This window comes from Microlunatus panaciterrae (assembly GCF_016907535.1).
Classification (GTDB): domain Bacteria; phylum Actinomycetota; class Actinomycetes; order Propionibacteriales; family Propionibacteriaceae; genus Microlunatus; species Microlunatus panaciterrae.
The window spans coordinates 2,368,620-2,381,790 of record NZ_JAFBCF010000001.1 but is presented as its reverse complement, the minus strand read 5'-3'; the positions used below and the strand labels follow the sequence as shown (position 1 = coordinate 2,381,790).

Here is a 13,171-nt window from a genome sequence, read left to right as displayed (position 1 = left end):
GCATGACCACCGACACCTCCTGGCTGGTGGACTCCCCCCAGGTCCGGCACGTCCACAGTCGGCCAGCCCGGACCGGATCGGTGGCCGACTGGCCGAGATGGCTGCCCGCACCGATCCGCCAGGCCTGCCAGCAGCAGGGCATCGTCGCTCCCTGGCGGCACCAGGTGGAGGTGGCGGAGAACCTGTTCGCTGGTCGGCACACTGTCGTCTCCACCGGCACGGCGTCCGGCAAGACGCTCAGCTATCTGCTGCCGGTGATGGCCGCCTGCTACGGCGGGCCGGAGGCGACCGCCGGGGTGGTACCGGCGACGGTACGCGAGCAGCTCGTGCGGCCCCGACGTCCGCACACCTCGCTGTACCTGGCACCGACGAAGGCGCTGGCCCACGACCAGCTCCGGGTCTGCACCGAGTTCGGCCTGGACTCCTGGTCGGTGGCGACGCTGGATGGCGACACCGAACGCCCCGAGCGCGACTGGGCCCGTGAGCACGCCAGCTCCATCCTGACCAACCCCGACATGCTGCACCGGTCGCTGCTGCCGCAACACGCGCGGTGGGGAGCGTTCCTGTCCTCGCTGCGCTACGTGGTGATCGACGAGTGCCATCGCTACCGAGGCGTGTTCGGCGCCCAGGTGGCGGCGGTGATCCGGCGGCTGCGGCGGATCTGCGCAGCGTACGGTTCGGACCCCACCTTTGTGCTGGCCTCGGCGACGAGCACCAACGCCAGCGAGGCAGCGGCCGAGCTGGTCGGGGTCAGCGCGGATCAGATCAGTCTGGTCGACCACGACTCCTCGCCCCATGGGGCACTCCGAATGGTTCTCTGGGAGCCGGACGGCGCCGCCGACGATGACGCGGCGATGCTGCTCGCGCGGCTGGTTGACGAGGACCGCCAGACGCTCGCCTTCATCGGCTCCCGGAAGATGGCCGAGCTGGTGGCGGTCCGGGCCCAGGACCTGAGCAGCGGCCATGCTCGGGTCGAGGCCTACCGCAGCGGCTACCTCGCCGCCGACCGGCGGGCGCTGGAGCGCGCCCTGCAGGATCGCACCCTGCGCGGCGTCGCCGCCACCAACGCGCTCGAGCTGGGAGTCGATATCGCCGGGATGGACGCGGTGATCATCTCCGGCTTCCCTGGGACCAGGGCGGCCCTGTGGCAGCAGGCGGGACGGGCCGGCCGGAGCGGTGCCGATGCGACTGTGGTGCTGATCGCACGCCAGCAGCCGCTGGACGCCTATCTCTTCGACCATCCCGAACTGCTGCTGGCCACACCGGTCGAGGCCACGGTGCTGCACGCCGACAACCCGTACGTGCTCGGGCCGCACCTCGCTGCGGCCGCCCAGGAGATCCCGCTCACCCCCGCCGACCAGGTCTACTTCGGGCCCAGCATGCCAGCCCTGCTGGATCGACTGGTCGCTCAACAGACGCTTCGGCGCCGGCCCACCGGGTGGTTCTGGACCAGGACCGACCGCGCCGTCGACCACATCGACCTGCGGGCGATGGGCGGGAAGGCCGTCGAGATCGTCGAGATCGACACCGGGCGGGTGATCGGCCACGTCGATCCGGCTGCCGCTGACGGGACAGTCCACCCCGGTGCGGTCTACCTGCATCAGGGAGACACCTACCTGTGCGAGGAGCTGGACCTGGCGGCCGGCGAGGCCATGGTCCGCCCGGCCCGTCCGGGCTACTACACCCAGCCCCGGGTGCATGCCGGCATCAGCATCGTCGCCGAACGTCGCACCCGCGCGTTCGGCCGCGGCGCCGTGCACTTCGGCGAGGTCGACGTCTCGTCGCAGGTCGTGGGCTATCTCCGCCGGGACGAGGTGACCGGTGACGTCTGGGACGAGACAGCACTCGACCTTCCGGAGCGGAGGATGCGCACGACAGGCATGTGGTGGACGCTCGATCCGGCCGCGATCGGCAGACACCTGAACCCCACCCAGCTGGCCGGCGCCGCCCATGCCGCCGAGCACACCGCGATCGGGCTGCTGCCGATGTTCGCCCCCTGCGACCGCTGGGACATCGGTGGCCTGTCGATGCTGGACCACCCAGACACCCAGACCCTGACCGTGTTCGTCCACGACGGTCAGGCGGGCGGTGCCGGCTTCGCCGAGCGGGGGTACGAGGTCGCCGGGCAGTGGCTGCCGGCGACACTGGAACGACTCCGCTCCTGCGAGTGTGCGAGCGGCTGCCCGTCCTGCGTCGTCTCGCCGAAGTGCGGGAACGCGAATCAGATGCTCGACAAGCAGGCGGCCATGCTGCTGCTGGCTGCTCTTTGCGAGACGGCGAGGCCGGCCGTCGTCTGAGGGCCGGGTCGGCGCGCCGCACGCCGGGCGTGGGTCGGGTTGCCCGGATCGGGCAATACTTGGTTCATGATTCCCATCGCGATCGTCCTGCTGCTGATAGTGATCGTGTTCACGATTGCGGTCGTGGTGAGCAACCCGGGCGTGCAGAACCTGTCCATCTTCGGGGCCAATATCCCGGTCAACGATGCAGGCCTCTACCTCACCGGTGCTGGCGCGATGCTGGTGCTCGTGCTGGCGCTCGCCCTCCTCCGTACCGGTCTCCGGCGGGCCAACACCAAGCGGAAGGAGATCCGCGCGCTGGTGGCGGCCGCCTCGGCCAACCCGCGCCCGGCGGCCGAGAGGACCGCAACCGCTGGCCGCCCGAGCATGCAGCCGGCGAGCACGGAGTCGGCGAGCACGGAGTCGGCGAGCACGCCGCCGCGAAGCACCACCCCGGAGACCACCGCCAAGTCCAGCCCTCCGCAGCAGCCGGAGAGCTCTTCGCTCGACCTGGAGTCAACGACCGCCGAGCGACCCGACGCCGCCCCGTCCTCACGACAGGCCGATGAACCGACGGAGAGATGACCTCGTTCTTCGAGATCTTCCAGCCGGGTCTGCAGCATCTGCGTGAAGAGAGGGACAGACAGAGAATGCTCGTCTCCAAACCCACCCACGGTGGTGGCGCCCCGCTCGGGATCGACCTCGACGGCGGCGTCGCCAAGATCACCCTGCCGGCCCGGCGCGCCGACGAGGCGGCCACCACGGACCTCGTTGCGGAGGCCGACACGGCCGCGATGCGGTCCGCCGGTGACAGCCATCCAGCACCGCCGACTCAGGACGGCGCCGAGCCGGCATAGGCCTTGGCCGTGACGGCGGTCGGCAGCCCTGGGACGATGGCTCTCAGGGTGACCACGGCCGTCAGGCTGACCACGAAGTCCTGACGGTCGCCCACCACCGCGCAGTCGCCGACCCTGGCCCGGTTCTGCGCAACGCTGACGCGGGCCGCCGAGCAGGCGTCCGCTCCGGTGGCCACCGCGCCGGCCGCAGCCAGGGCACCCAGGTCGGCTGCTGCCTTGGCCCGATGCGCGGCCACCAGGTAGCCGGCGATGCAGAGCGCGGCGAAGCTGAGCATCACGGTGACAGCCGTCAGGCCGAGCACCAGGACGGTGCCGCTCCCGCGTTCCGACCTCCGGAGTCCCCAGGAACGGCCGCGCGCACCGATGGCCTTCATCGCTCGTGCTCACCTGGTTCCCAGATCGCGACCGCCCCTGCTCGAATCGGGACGGCAGGCAGCCCGCGGCGAAACGGTCGGGCCCGCAGCTCGACCTGGACCCGGACGGCATCCGGTCCTTCGTGAATAGCGATCGTGGCATCCGCTGGAGCGTCACGACGGCTCTGCCGTACGCCGGCGGCGTCTCCCCTGGCCGCCTGCCGGGCCACCTCTGCAGCGGTGTCGATGCAGCGGACCTGCATCACCACCAGGAACACGGCCCAACAGATCATGATCAACAGTCCGACCAGGGCCAGGCTGCCGAACGCGAGCTCGACGGTCACCATCCCTCGATCGGATCGGGATCGCGCCCAGTGGGCGTGGAGTGGCGGAACAGACCGGACCACTCCACGCCCTCCGGAGACGGCGGCCTGCGGCACCGTCAGTCGCCCCAGAACTGCCGCAGCACCCACAGGATCAGCTTCAAGATCAGCTGGTAGACCGACGGGTCCAGCAGCACCTTGATCAACACCCCGACGAACGTGACAGCCGCCACGGTGCCGACGGCGTACTCTGCCGTGGTCATCCCCCGCTGACCGCGGTTCCGCCACCAGGCCAGACCGGCGCATGGCCCAGCACCCTCTGGTACCACCCGGACCAGCTCGGTGCCGGGCGTCTCTGATTGCGACATGCTTGCTCCTTTCGACCGGCGCCTGCTCTGTGACGCCGCACCCGTTGTTGGGTGTGACAGAAGGTTGCGTACAAGTGCGGGAATCGGTCACCCTCAAGGTCAATCTGTTGACAACGCTTGGTGGTCGTTGCGCCCTGTGCACAGTGATCAGCTTCCGAGAAAGCAACCCCCGTGGTCGGCACGCCTGCCTCCGGCAACTGTTCGTCCCATCCATGACGATCTCCCTTGCGCCCCCCGTGTGGGCGCACCGGCGTCCATCTGAAGGATGTCTTTCGACGGAACGAGACCGGCCACGAATGGAAAAGTCTGTGCACGACCGGATGGCTGCCGGCGATACTGTGGATGGCGCTAGCCTCAAGAGGTGGACACCTGACCTGATGGGCATCCAGAGTGTGGAGCTGCTCCTCGACGAGCAGGGCGACGCGGCGATCCGAGCGCAGTGGCAGGCGCTGCTGGACGCGGGCCTGCCCAGTTCCGGGAGCCATCCGGCGCCGTCGAACCGCCCCCACATCACCCTGACAGCCAGACAGCGGATCGATCCTGCCCGCGAGAACGTGGTTCAGCGGCTGCTCAGTGCGCTGCCACTGCCCATCCAGATCGGATCCCCGACGATCTTCGGCCGACCGCACCGAAGCATGGTGCTGGTGCGGACTGTGGTTCCCACCGCCGCCCTGCTCCGCTTCCAGCTGGCCGTGCACCTGGCCCTCGGTGACTCGCCAGACGTCAGCCGGGTCTGCCTGCCGGACGCCTGGACCCCGCATGTCACCCTGGCCCGGCTACCCGCGGCGCAGATCTCGGCGGCCATCACGGTCATCGCCGGCATGGACTGCCCACCGGTCAACGCCGTGCGGCTACGCCGCTGGGACTCCGACGCCGCGCGTGAGTGGATGCTCTGAGCCTGTCCCACTCGCGGCTGCTCTCTCACTGCAGGGCCGCCGCCATGGCGCTCACCACCGTCGGGACGATCCCGATCAGGAAGAAGGCCGGCAGGAAGCAGATCATCAACGGCAGGACGCTGCGGACGCCCACCGTCTTCGCGGCCGCCTCGAGCTCCGCGCGGCGATGGCGGCGCGCCTCCTCGGCGTGGTGGCGGAGGGTCTGCACCAGCAGGCTTCCGGTCTCCACCGAACGGGCCAGATCGGTCGCGGCCCGGCCCAGCAGAGGGTGGTGGCGCAGCGACCGCCACGACTCGGCCTCCCCCGCACCCAGCTCGATCCGGCTGACGACCTGTTGAAGCTCCCACCCCACCGGACCCCCCATGGCTGCGGCGACCTCCGCGGTGGCCGAACGCAACGGAAGGCCGGCACCGAGGCAGGCGCCGAGCAGCTCATAAGCCTGAGGGAGATCCAGCACCATCCGGCGTCGCCGCCGGGCCGCTGAGGCCGGCTCCAGTCGCCCCAGTCCCACATACACCACGCAGCCGAGTACGGGCAGGGCGACCAGGCCGAACGCCCACCAGCCACCGCCGTACAGCAGCCACCCGCCGACGGCTGCGAGCGCGGCGGATGCCGTCGCCCGTCGTCGCGCAGGCCAGGCGTCGGGCCGAGCCTGCAGCCAGCCCGGCATCCTCGACCGCCGGGCACTGTCGCGCTGGAGCATCCCCAACGTCACGCGGAACCGCCGAGGCGAGCTCACACCTGCGACCGCGGCCAGGACCGCCGCCGAAACCGCCACCACGAGCCAGCAGACGTCGACCATCTACCACCGCTCCGAGGCGCCGGCGGAGATCCGCTCCATCCAGAGCACACCGAAACACGCCAGGCCGACGCCGAGGAGCAGACAGCCCCAACCGTACGGCGACCCCAGCAGGAACCCGAGCGGGTCGCCGCCGATCAGGAAGCCCAACGCCAAGCCCACCGCAGGCAGCACCGCCAACATCCGCCCGGTGGCTCGTGCGGCGGCCAGCTCCGCCCGCACCACCCGGTCCAGCGCTCGATCGGCATCCAGCGCGACGGACACCTGTTCCAGTGCCGTGGCCAGCTCGGCGCCGGTGGTGCGACTGATCTGCCACGCCCGGGCGAGATCCGCCAGCCCCTCCTGGCCTGGTCGGTGCGCGCAGTGCCGCCAGGTCTCCACCACATCTCCGCCGATCCGCAGCGCAGCCGCCGCCTCGACCAGGGGCCGGCAGTCGGCGGCCGCGATCAGCAGCGCCTGTTCGGGAACCGCACCGATCCTCGACTGCCCGGCCAGCACGGAGCACGCCTGGGCCACCTCGGTTCGCGCTTGGACGACCAGCCGGGATCGCCGCTGCAGCAGCACCAGTCGGGCCGTGGTTCCGCCGACCATCACCGCCGCGGTCGCCGACACCACACCCGCTGACCCGGCAGTGGCGCGCACAGCGAGCAGCAGCCCCAGCAGAGGTACAGAAAACAGCAACCAGCGCGCCCAGTTCCCGCGTCTCGGACCAGGTGATCCTGCCGACCGGCTGTCTGTGGGTGCGCCGCCGCCAAGGCGTCGCAGCAGCCTTCCACCGCCCGAGGGTGGCAGCAACAACAGCATGGTGAGAGCGGCGAAACCCGCCGACACGGCGGTCATCGGCCCACCAGGGCTTCCATCCGGCGACTGCCCGGCCCGCGTTGGACCGTCCCGTCGGACCCGAAGGAGAGGGCCATCCTTGTCGCTACCAGCCCGGTTCTTGGGTCTCGGACGAGGACGTGGATCTCCGCCACCCGGCGCTGGCCCGTGGGGTCCCGGCGCAGATGGATCACGACATCCAGCGCGGCGGCCAGTTGGGCGTGCAGGGCGTCTCTCCTCAGCCGCCCCAGCGCCGCCAGCGCCTCCAGCCGGGCCGGTACATCGGTCGCCGAGTTGGCGTGGACGGTGCCGCAGCCGCCCTCGTGCCCGGTGTTCATCGCCGTCAGCAGGTCACAGATCTCCGCCCCTCGGACCTCCCCGACCACCAACCGGTCCGGCCGCATCCGGAGCGACTGTCGCACCAGGTCGGTCAGGGTGACAGCCCCGGCGCGCTCCGCATTGGGCGGTCGGCACTCCAGCCGGATGACGTGGGGATGGTCCGGCGCCAGTTCCCGGGAGTCCTCGACGATCACCATCCGTTCAGCCGGCGGCACCAGACTCAGCAGAGCGGCCAGCAGAGTGGTCTTGCCGGAACCGGTGCCACCGCTGACCAGGAACGCCAGCCGGGACTCGACTATCTGACCCAGCAGCTGGGCCGCACCGTGGCTGAGCGAGCCGGCGCTGACACAGTCGCGCAGCGAGAAGGTTCGTCGGGCCGGCACCCGCAGACTGAGACAGGTGCCGGGCGCAGCGAGCGTCGCCAGTACGGCGTGGACCCGGGTGCCGTCGCCGAGCCGGGCATCGACGAACGGGGCCGCCTCATCCAGTCGCCTGCCGACCGAAGCAGCCAACCGTTGCGCCAGGCGACGCAGCTCCGCCTCGTCGCGGAAGCGGACATCGGTCAGCTCCAGACCGTGGCCACGGTCGACGTAGACGCGGTGCGGCCCGTTGACCAGAACGTCGGTCACACCTTCCGCCCGCAGCAGCGGCTCGAGCCGACCGGCTCCGACGCTCTCCCGGCGGAGCGCCTCCAGCGTCTCCAGCAGGGACTCATCAGTGACCACCTCTCCCGCCGACTTCATGGCCAGCGCCACATCGGCTGGTGTGTGAGCCCGGCCCAAGCCGATCAGCTGGTCGCGGATCGGATCCAGGTCGTCAGCGACGCTCATGCCGCCTCCGCCGCGTTCACACCGTCCAGGATCTTCCGGCAGGCGCGAGCCAACGGGCCACGGCTGACCCGCCCGGGTGGGTCGGCTCGTTCCACGCCGCCCCGCAGTGTCGGGTCGTCCGCAACAGTCGCCAGCAACGGGAGCCCTAGTCCCGAAGAGACCAGTCGGGAGTCCAGGGCCAACGGCTGCGAGCTGCGGACGACCAGCCGCAGGTCGGCTGCCGTCTCGACCAGCTGAAGGCGCACCTGTCGCGCTGCCGCCGCACCGCGCAGGTCGGCAGCCGCGAGCAGCAAGGTGCAATGCGCGTGCAGCAGCGCCTCCCTGGCGACCGGTGGAAGGTCGCGGCTCAGGTCGACGATCACCAGGTCATGACTCCGCAGCGCCGAAGTCAGCACCGCGCGGATGGCCGCAGCGGGCAGCCCCGTCGTCGGTTCGCCTCGTGCTGCGGACAGCACATCGACGCCGGCCGATCTCGGCAGCTGCCCAGCCAGGTCACCAAGGCTGCCCCGGGCGGACACCAGCCGCGGCCAGCGCCATCCTTCCACCCGTTCGGCGCCCAGCAGCAGGTCGAGGCCACCACTCAACGGGTCGGCGTCAACAAGCAGGGTCTTCAGCCCGCGGTCGGCGGCGACCACAGCGAGACCGGCGGCCAGCGTCGAGGCTCCCACGCCACCGCAACCACCGACCACGCCCAGCACCCGCCCACCGCCGCGGTGACCGCCCGCGCCTGTCACCGCGGCAGCGAGCAGGCCGACGCCGGCTGGCAGGGCCACGACTGCCGCCCCGAGCGGCGCCGACCAGGAGCAGGCGTCGTCACGCCGCTCGTCATCGGCCACCAGATAGACCTGCAGTCGAGGCGGCAGCACGAGCCCAGCCAGCTGTTCAGCAAGGTCGACGCCGACAATCACTATCGAGGCACCCGACCAGAGGGGCCGCACGGTTGCCGGGTCCGCGAGCACGGCCGGTTCGAGCCCGGCCGATGCCGTCACTGCCAGGATCCGTTCCAGGAGCGCCGTGTCAGCGCTGACCACCAACAGTGCAGTGCCGGCGGGGTCGGCAGCTCGGAGCTCCATGCCTGAAGGTTGTGCCGGCGCCTCGGGAATCGGTCACCTCCGTTGAGATCTGTGGATGACGCTTCGACGAGATCCGGCCCTGTGGACAGCGCGGCCAGCACGCGGGAGACGCTGCGCAGCCGACACCACAACGCGTAGGCTCCGGCTGTGGGAAGCGCGGCATTCTTCGACCTCGACAAGACCATCATCGCCAGGGCGAGCGTGCTGGCCTTCGCCGGCCCGCTGTATGAGGCGCAGCTGCTCACCAGGCGGCATCTCACCCGCAGCGCCTACGCCCAGTTCGCCTTCGCCACAGGACGGGCGGACCACACCCAGATGGAGAAGATGCGGACCTATCTGTCGGCGATGGTCGCCGGTTGGAACACGACCACGCTGCGCCGGGTCGTCAAGGCGCATCTGGCCCAGATCGTCTCCCCGCTGGTCTATGCCGAGGCGGTCGAGCTGATTCGCCAACACCAGCTGGCCGACCGCGACGTGATCATCGTCACGTCGACCGGCGCCGACCTCGCAGAACCCATCGGAGCGCTGCTCGGAGTTGATCATGTCCTGTCGACCAGGATGGTGGAACGCGACGACAGCTACACCGGCGAGATCGCCGACTACATGTACGGCGAACGCAAGGCCGAGGCCATCCGGGAGCTGGCGGCCGAACGCGGCTACGACCTCGAGGCGTCGTACGCCTACTCCGACTCGGGCACCGACCAGCCTATGCTGGCCGTTGTCGGGCACCCGCACGCGGTCAACCCCGACCGCGATCTGCGGCGGATCGCCGCCGCGAGTTCCTGGCCCATTCTCGAGTTCCGCCGGGCCCCAGTCTTCAACCCGGGGCGGGACCGGTCGCAGTTGATCATGACCTTCCTGGCGGTCGGTCTGGTCGGTGTCGCGATCGCGTTCTGGATGGGCCGTCGCCGAGGCATCGAGGAGACCACCGGCTGACGTCCGAACCCCCCGGCTCGACGGATTTATCTTTCACCCCAACCCTTTTCTTCCGGTCGAGTTCACGGTAGAAAGGTGTCAAGGAATGCTGACTCGTTGGTATTGAGTGCGTGACCAGGTTAACTCCTGCGGAACCTGAAGTGGTTCCGGCGCAGTCGGGACTGACGATGCAGAGGACCTGGCGCGGCACCGAAGTACCCACGCGGCGATCACCCATCCGCAACGGGCAGTTGAGTCCAGGCTTTGTCCCGGACCAACGTTGAGAACTGCACGCATGGTCACTTCGACTGCCACGCAAGGCGGCGCCCGTAGGATTACGGGCGCCGTATCACGTCCGGGCCGTTCCGCCCCCGGGTGGCGACTGCGCCAACGGTGACAGCTCAGCGCCGTAGGCGACCGCCCGGGCGCAATGGATCAGCCAATCCCTCACCCCCCGCGCAGTCCCGCTGCGATAACTCGTTAGCGATGCGAAGTAACTTCCGCCCTGTCGCTCGGCCCGAAGATGGCCGGCGGCCGGGACTGTCGCCGCCCGCGGGTCGAGCCCAGCCGAGATCAAGATCATGTGCTCGACAGCGCGGCCGAGGATCCCGTCGCCGGGGCCGAACGGCACCAGGGTGGCAAGCTCAGCGTGAGCCACCGCGGCCAGCACCAGAGCCGGCGCCTCGGTCCGGCCGGTCAGCGTCTGGTTGAGGCCTCGCACGCGCTCCGAGACCTCGCCACCCGGCCGAAGGCGGCCGAGGGACTCCTCTGGCGCCTGGCCGTGCGCCAGCAGGGTGTGTGCCCTGGCGAGCACCTGACCCGGCGAGGTCCGGATGAGCTGGGCCAGATCGATGAGCTCGGTCGACAGTCGCACCGCCCCGGGCAACCACCGCTCCCGGTCGCCCTCCAGCTCTGCCGAGGCGCTGGCTCCGGCGAGCAGGGCCTCGGCTGTCGTCGCTGCCGGGATCTGGCGCAGCCCGCGATCGCGCAGAACGGCATCCACGGCGTCTCTGGCGGCTACCACGGCTGAGGGTACGCCCTCCAGCCGAGCGAGGTCGGCGAGCGGATCGGTCACGCTCTAGAGTCTGTCGTATGGATCGACCTCGACGTACTCCCTATCCAGCCGCTGCGCCAGGCTGGCTGGTGGGTGGCAGCCGACGGCGGGTGCTCGACCTGGGCTCCGGGTCGGGAGCCTTCGCTGAGATGCTGACCGGCGATGGCCACCAGGTGTTCTGTCTGGATCGCGAGGCGGCCAACGTGGCTGCCGTCGCCGAGCGGCTCGGCACCCGGCTCCACCTGGTGGCCCGAGCCGAGGCACTGCCGTTCGAGTCCTGTCATTTCGACGTCGTCACCGCTTCGCAGACCCTGCACCGTTTCGCACCGGGCCTGGCATTGTCAGAGATCGCCCGGGTATTGGTGCCTGGCGGGCATCTGGGCATCGCCTACAACACGCGTGACGACACGGTGCCGTGGGTGAAGCGACTGACCCGACTGATGCGGGAGGCGGACCCGAACTCGATGACCGGCGACTTCGGTGTCGACTCCATCGAGATGGTGGCCGAGAGCCCCTACTTCGGTCCGCTGCAGCGTCGTGACTTCCGCAACTGGGTGCCGATCACCCGTTCCGGACTGATCAAGCTGGTCGATCGACGACCATCGACCCGAGATCTCCCGGCAGACGTTCGAGAGCAGCTCCTGCGCGACGTGGGTGAGCTCTACGACACCTCCGCGCGGCCACCTGAGCCGCTGCTGCTGCCCTTCCAGGCATCCTGCTGGCGAGCAGAGGTGGATCACTCCCAGCTCACCTTGACCGATCCCGACGACGACGGCCTGGAGATCCCCCTGCGCTTCTGATCCGGCTGCCCCACAACGGCCCTGAACGCTGTCGCTCCACCTTCGCGACCGAAGGTCGATGATGATCATGATCGTCATGGTCATGATCATCAACGGCCGGTGCGGACGTCCGTGGGCGCCGTCCCGGCGTCAGTGGGACCCGAGGATGCGCCACCCGTGTGCTTCGACGACATCGCCGGAGTGTTCACCCGAACCCTCGAGCCGGTCCAGCCCACCCGGCTGCAGATCGAACGAGACGGCCGAGGCGCCGATGTTCAGTAGCACGACCAGCTGCCGCGCCGGGTGGTCGGGATCGAACGTGCGAAACGCGAGACTCTCGTTGGCGACCTGGAGAGTCTCGGTCCTCGCCCGAACCAGCCAGGGATGCCGCCGTCGGAGACCGATCAGCCTCTGATGCAGGCGATAGGTCGCCCAACCGAAGGGCGCCAGACCGCCGGGCGTCGGCGGGAACTCCGGCCTGACCGCATCATCGCCGCCGACCCTGTCCTCCTTCACTCCCCTGAACGCCTGCTCGTCGCCGGCATAGATGGAGGGGATGCCGCCCACCGTGAGCAGCGCGACCAGCGCATGCTGGAGACGGCGCTCATCCTCCACCCGGGTGCCGATCCGGGTCACGTCGTGGTTGCCGACGAAGATCAGGGGCGTGGTCGAGGCCAGGAAGTCGTTGTGGCGCTGCAGCGTCCATTCCAGCTCGAAGAAGTTGCCGTCGTTCAGGCTGCTCCAGATCGCCTTCCACAGCTCGTACTGGGTGACCGAGTCCACTCCCGAGGCGCGCGCAAAGTCTCCGTAGTCGCCGTGGATCACCTCGGCGACGAACCAGGCCTCCGGATGTGTCTCGCGCACCTGCTCGATCGCCTTCCGCCAGAAGCCGGTCGGCACTGCATAGGCGGCGTCCAGCCGCCAACCGGATGCGCCCCGATCCAGCCAGTGACGCAGGACCTGGACGACGTAGTCGAGCACTTCGGGCTCGTCATGGTTCAGGCAGACCAGCTGGTCGTGGCCCTCGAAGGTGTCCCAGCCGCCATCACGGCGCCTGAACCACCGCCCCGCGGCAGACTCCGGGGCGCACTCGGCCTCGACGAACTTCGGGAAGGCGCGACCGACGTGATTGAACACGCCGTCCAGCACCAGGTGCAGACCGTGCTCCGATGCCAACCGCTGGAGCCGCTCGAAGTCCGCGTCGTCCCCCAACCGGGGGTCGATCCGGAAGTGGTCGACGGTGTCATAGCCGTGGCTGGCAGAGGCGAAGATCGGACCCAGCATCAGCCCCGAGCAACCGAGGTCGGTGAGGTAGTCCAACCACCCCTCGAACCTGCCCAGCGGATGCGCCACCCCGGTCTGCAGGGGTGCTTCCTTGGCTGCGCCCACAAAGCCCAGCGGGTACACGTGCCAGAAGATCGCATGATCTGCCCACAAGGTCATCTGTGCATCCTTCCAGCAGTGGGCTGGGTCGGCCAGCTCCCGCCCCG

Annotated in this window: 15 protein-coding genes; 6 read left to right on the top strand and 9 right to left on the bottom strand. The window is 69.8% G+C overall.

Annotated features, from left to right (window positions below):
* Positions 1-2: 2 nt before the first annotated feature.
* The 3 genes from JOE57_RS10780 to JOE57_RS10770 all read left to right on the top strand — a co-directional run bounded on the left by JOE57_RS10780 (position 3) and on the right by JOE57_RS10770 (position 3,133).
* Positions 3-2,297, top strand: coding sequence for a DEAD/DEAH box helicase (locus tag JOE57_RS10780; protein WP_204917849.1), 2,295 nt, complete (start codon positions 3-5; stop codon positions 2,295-2,297).
* 66 nt (positions 2,298-2,363) lie between these two features.
* Positions 2,364-2,861, top strand: coding sequence for a hypothetical protein (locus tag JOE57_RS10775; protein WP_204917847.1), 498 nt, complete (start codon positions 2,364-2,366; stop codon positions 2,859-2,861).
* Positions 2,858-3,133 (top strand): DUF6191 domain-containing protein, encoded by a 276-nt coding sequence (locus JOE57_RS10770; RefSeq protein ID WP_204917845.1) that lies wholly within the window; start codon positions 2,858-2,860, stop codon positions 3,131-3,133. The genes JOE57_RS10775 and JOE57_RS10770 overlap by 4 nt, the downstream gene beginning before the upstream one ends.
* Here the strand turns inward: JOE57_RS10770 and JOE57_RS10765 are convergent.
* The 3 genes from JOE57_RS10765 to JOE57_RS10755 form a co-directional block, all read right to left on the bottom strand.
* On the bottom strand, positions 3,109-3,507 hold the full coding sequence (locus JOE57_RS10765) for an Rv3654c family TadE-like protein (RefSeq protein WP_204917843.1): 399 nt from the start codon (positions 3,505-3,507) through the stop codon (positions 3,109-3,111). The two genes, JOE57_RS10770 and JOE57_RS10765, sit on opposite strands and share 25 nt — an antisense overlap.
* Positions 3,504-3,833: a TadE family type IV pilus minor pilin gene (locus tag JOE57_RS10760; protein WP_204917841.1), complete on the bottom strand. Its 330-nt coding sequence runs from the start codon at positions 3,831-3,833 to the stop codon at positions 3,504-3,506. Before JOE57_RS10760 ends, JOE57_RS10765 begins: the two co-directional genes overlap by 4 nt.
* Positions 3,834-3,928: 95 nt before the next feature.
* The gene (locus JOE57_RS10755; RefSeq protein WP_204917839.1) at positions 3,929-4,177 is read right to left on the bottom strand and encodes a DUF4244 domain-containing protein; all 249 of its coding nucleotides are present in this window, start codon (positions 4,175-4,177) and stop codon (positions 3,929-3,931) included.
* Between the two features lie 377 nt (positions 4,178-4,554).
* Here JOE57_RS10755 and JOE57_RS10750 point away from each other — a divergent pair, with 377 nt between their 5' ends.
* Positions 4,555-5,073: a 2'-5' RNA ligase family protein gene (locus JOE57_RS10750; protein ID WP_204917838.1), complete on the top strand. Its 519-nt coding sequence runs from the start codon at positions 4,555-4,557 to the stop codon at positions 5,071-5,073.
* 25 nt (positions 5,074-5,098) lie between these two features.
* Here JOE57_RS10750 and JOE57_RS10745 read toward each other — a convergent pair whose 3' ends face one another.
* The 4 genes from JOE57_RS10745 to ssd all read right to left on the bottom strand — a co-directional run bounded on the left by JOE57_RS10745 (position 5,099) and on the right by ssd (position 8,933).
* Complete coding sequence (locus tag JOE57_RS10745) at positions 5,099-5,875, bottom strand: type II secretion system F family protein (protein ID WP_204917836.1); 777 nt, start codon at positions 5,873-5,875, stop codon at positions 5,099-5,101.
* The gene (locus JOE57_RS10740) at positions 5,876-6,553 is read right to left on the bottom strand and encodes a type II secretion system F family protein (protein ID WP_204917834.1); all 678 of its coding nucleotides are present in this window, start codon (positions 6,551-6,553) and stop codon (positions 5,876-5,878) included.
* A gap of 155 nt (positions 6,554-6,708) precedes the next feature.
* The gene (locus JOE57_RS10735; RefSeq protein WP_204917832.1) at positions 6,709-7,860 is read right to left on the bottom strand and encodes a TadA family conjugal transfer-associated ATPase; all 1,152 of its coding nucleotides are present in this window, start codon (positions 7,858-7,860) and stop codon (positions 6,709-6,711) included.
* On the bottom strand, positions 7,857-8,933 hold the full coding sequence (ssd, locus tag JOE57_RS10730; protein WP_204917830.1) for a septum site-determining protein Ssd: 1,077 nt from the start codon (positions 8,931-8,933) through the stop codon (positions 7,857-7,859). The genes JOE57_RS10735 and ssd overlap by 4 nt, the downstream gene beginning before the upstream one ends.
* Before the next feature lie 147 nt (positions 8,934-9,080).
* On the opposite strand from ssd, the gene JOE57_RS10725 reads away from it, so the two are divergent.
* Entirely contained in the window at positions 9,081-9,869 is a 789-nt protein-coding gene (locus JOE57_RS10725; protein WP_204917828.1) for an HAD-IB family hydrolase, read from the top strand.
* Between the two features lie 328 nt (positions 9,870-10,197).
* On the opposite strand, the gene JOE57_RS10720 is transcribed toward JOE57_RS10725, so the two are convergent.
* Positions 10,198-10,923, bottom strand: a complete 726-nt coding sequence (locus tag JOE57_RS10720) for an oxidoreductase (RefSeq protein WP_204917826.1) — start codon at positions 10,921-10,923, stop codon at positions 10,198-10,200.
* Positions 10,924-10,940: 17 nt separating this feature from the next.
* Between JOE57_RS10720 and JOE57_RS10715 the strand changes: the two genes are divergently transcribed.
* Positions 10,941-11,702 (top strand): class I SAM-dependent methyltransferase, encoded by a 762-nt coding sequence (locus JOE57_RS10715; protein WP_204917824.1) that lies wholly within the window; start codon positions 10,941-10,943, stop codon positions 11,700-11,702.
* A gap of 129 nt (positions 11,703-11,831) precedes the next feature.
* Here the strand turns inward: JOE57_RS10715 and JOE57_RS10710 are convergent, their stop codons facing one another.
* Positions 11,832-13,124, bottom strand: a complete 1,293-nt coding sequence (locus JOE57_RS10710; protein ID WP_204917822.1) for an alpha-amylase family protein — start codon at positions 13,122-13,124, stop codon at positions 11,832-11,834.
* Positions 13,125-13,171: the final 47 nt, after the last annotated feature.

Bases quoted from the DNA above. Each gene is read 5' to 3' on its own strand.
- JOE57_RS10780 (WP_204917849.1), top strand. From the start codon at position 3: ATGACCACCGACACCTCCTGGCTGGTGGACTCCCCCCAGGTCCGGCAC.
- JOE57_RS10775 (WP_204917847.1), top strand. From the start codon at position 2,364: ATGATTCCCATCGCGATCGTCCTGCTGCTGATAGTGATCGTGTTCACG.
- JOE57_RS10770 (WP_204917845.1), top strand. From the start codon at position 2,858: ATGACCTCGTTCTTCGAGATCTTCCAGCCGGGTCTGCAGCATCTGCGT.
- JOE57_RS10765 (WP_204917843.1), bottom strand. From the start codon at position 3,507: ATGAAGGCCATCGGTGCGCGCGGCCGTTCCTGGGGACTCCGGAGGTCG.
- JOE57_RS10760 (WP_204917841.1), bottom strand. From the start codon at position 3,833: ATGGTGACCGTCGAGCTCGCGTTCGGCAGCCTGGCCCTGGTCGGACTG.
- JOE57_RS10755 (WP_204917839.1), bottom strand. From the start codon at position 4,177: ATGTCGCAATCAGAGACGCCCGGCACCGAGCTGGTCCGGGTGGTACCA.
- JOE57_RS10750 (WP_204917838.1), top strand. From the start codon at position 4,555: ATGGGCATCCAGAGTGTGGAGCTGCTCCTCGACGAGCAGGGCGACGCG.
- JOE57_RS10745 (WP_204917836.1), bottom strand. From the start codon at position 5,875: ATGGTCGACGTCTGCTGGCTCGTGGTGGCGGTTTCGGCGGCGGTCCTG.
- JOE57_RS10735 (WP_204917832.1), bottom strand. From the start codon at position 7,860: ATGAGCGTCGCTGACGACCTGGATCCGATCCGCGACCAGCTGATCGGC.
- ssd (WP_204917830.1), bottom strand. From the start codon at position 8,933: ATGGAGCTCCGAGCTGCCGACCCCGCCGGCACTGCACTGTTGGTGGTC.
- JOE57_RS10715 (WP_204917824.1), top strand. From the start codon at position 10,941: ATGGATCGACCTCGACGTACTCCCTATCCAGCCGCTGCGCCAGGCTGG.
- JOE57_RS10710 (WP_204917822.1), bottom strand. From the start codon at position 13,124: ATGACCTTGTGGGCAGATCATGCGATCTTCTGGCACGTGTACCCGCTG.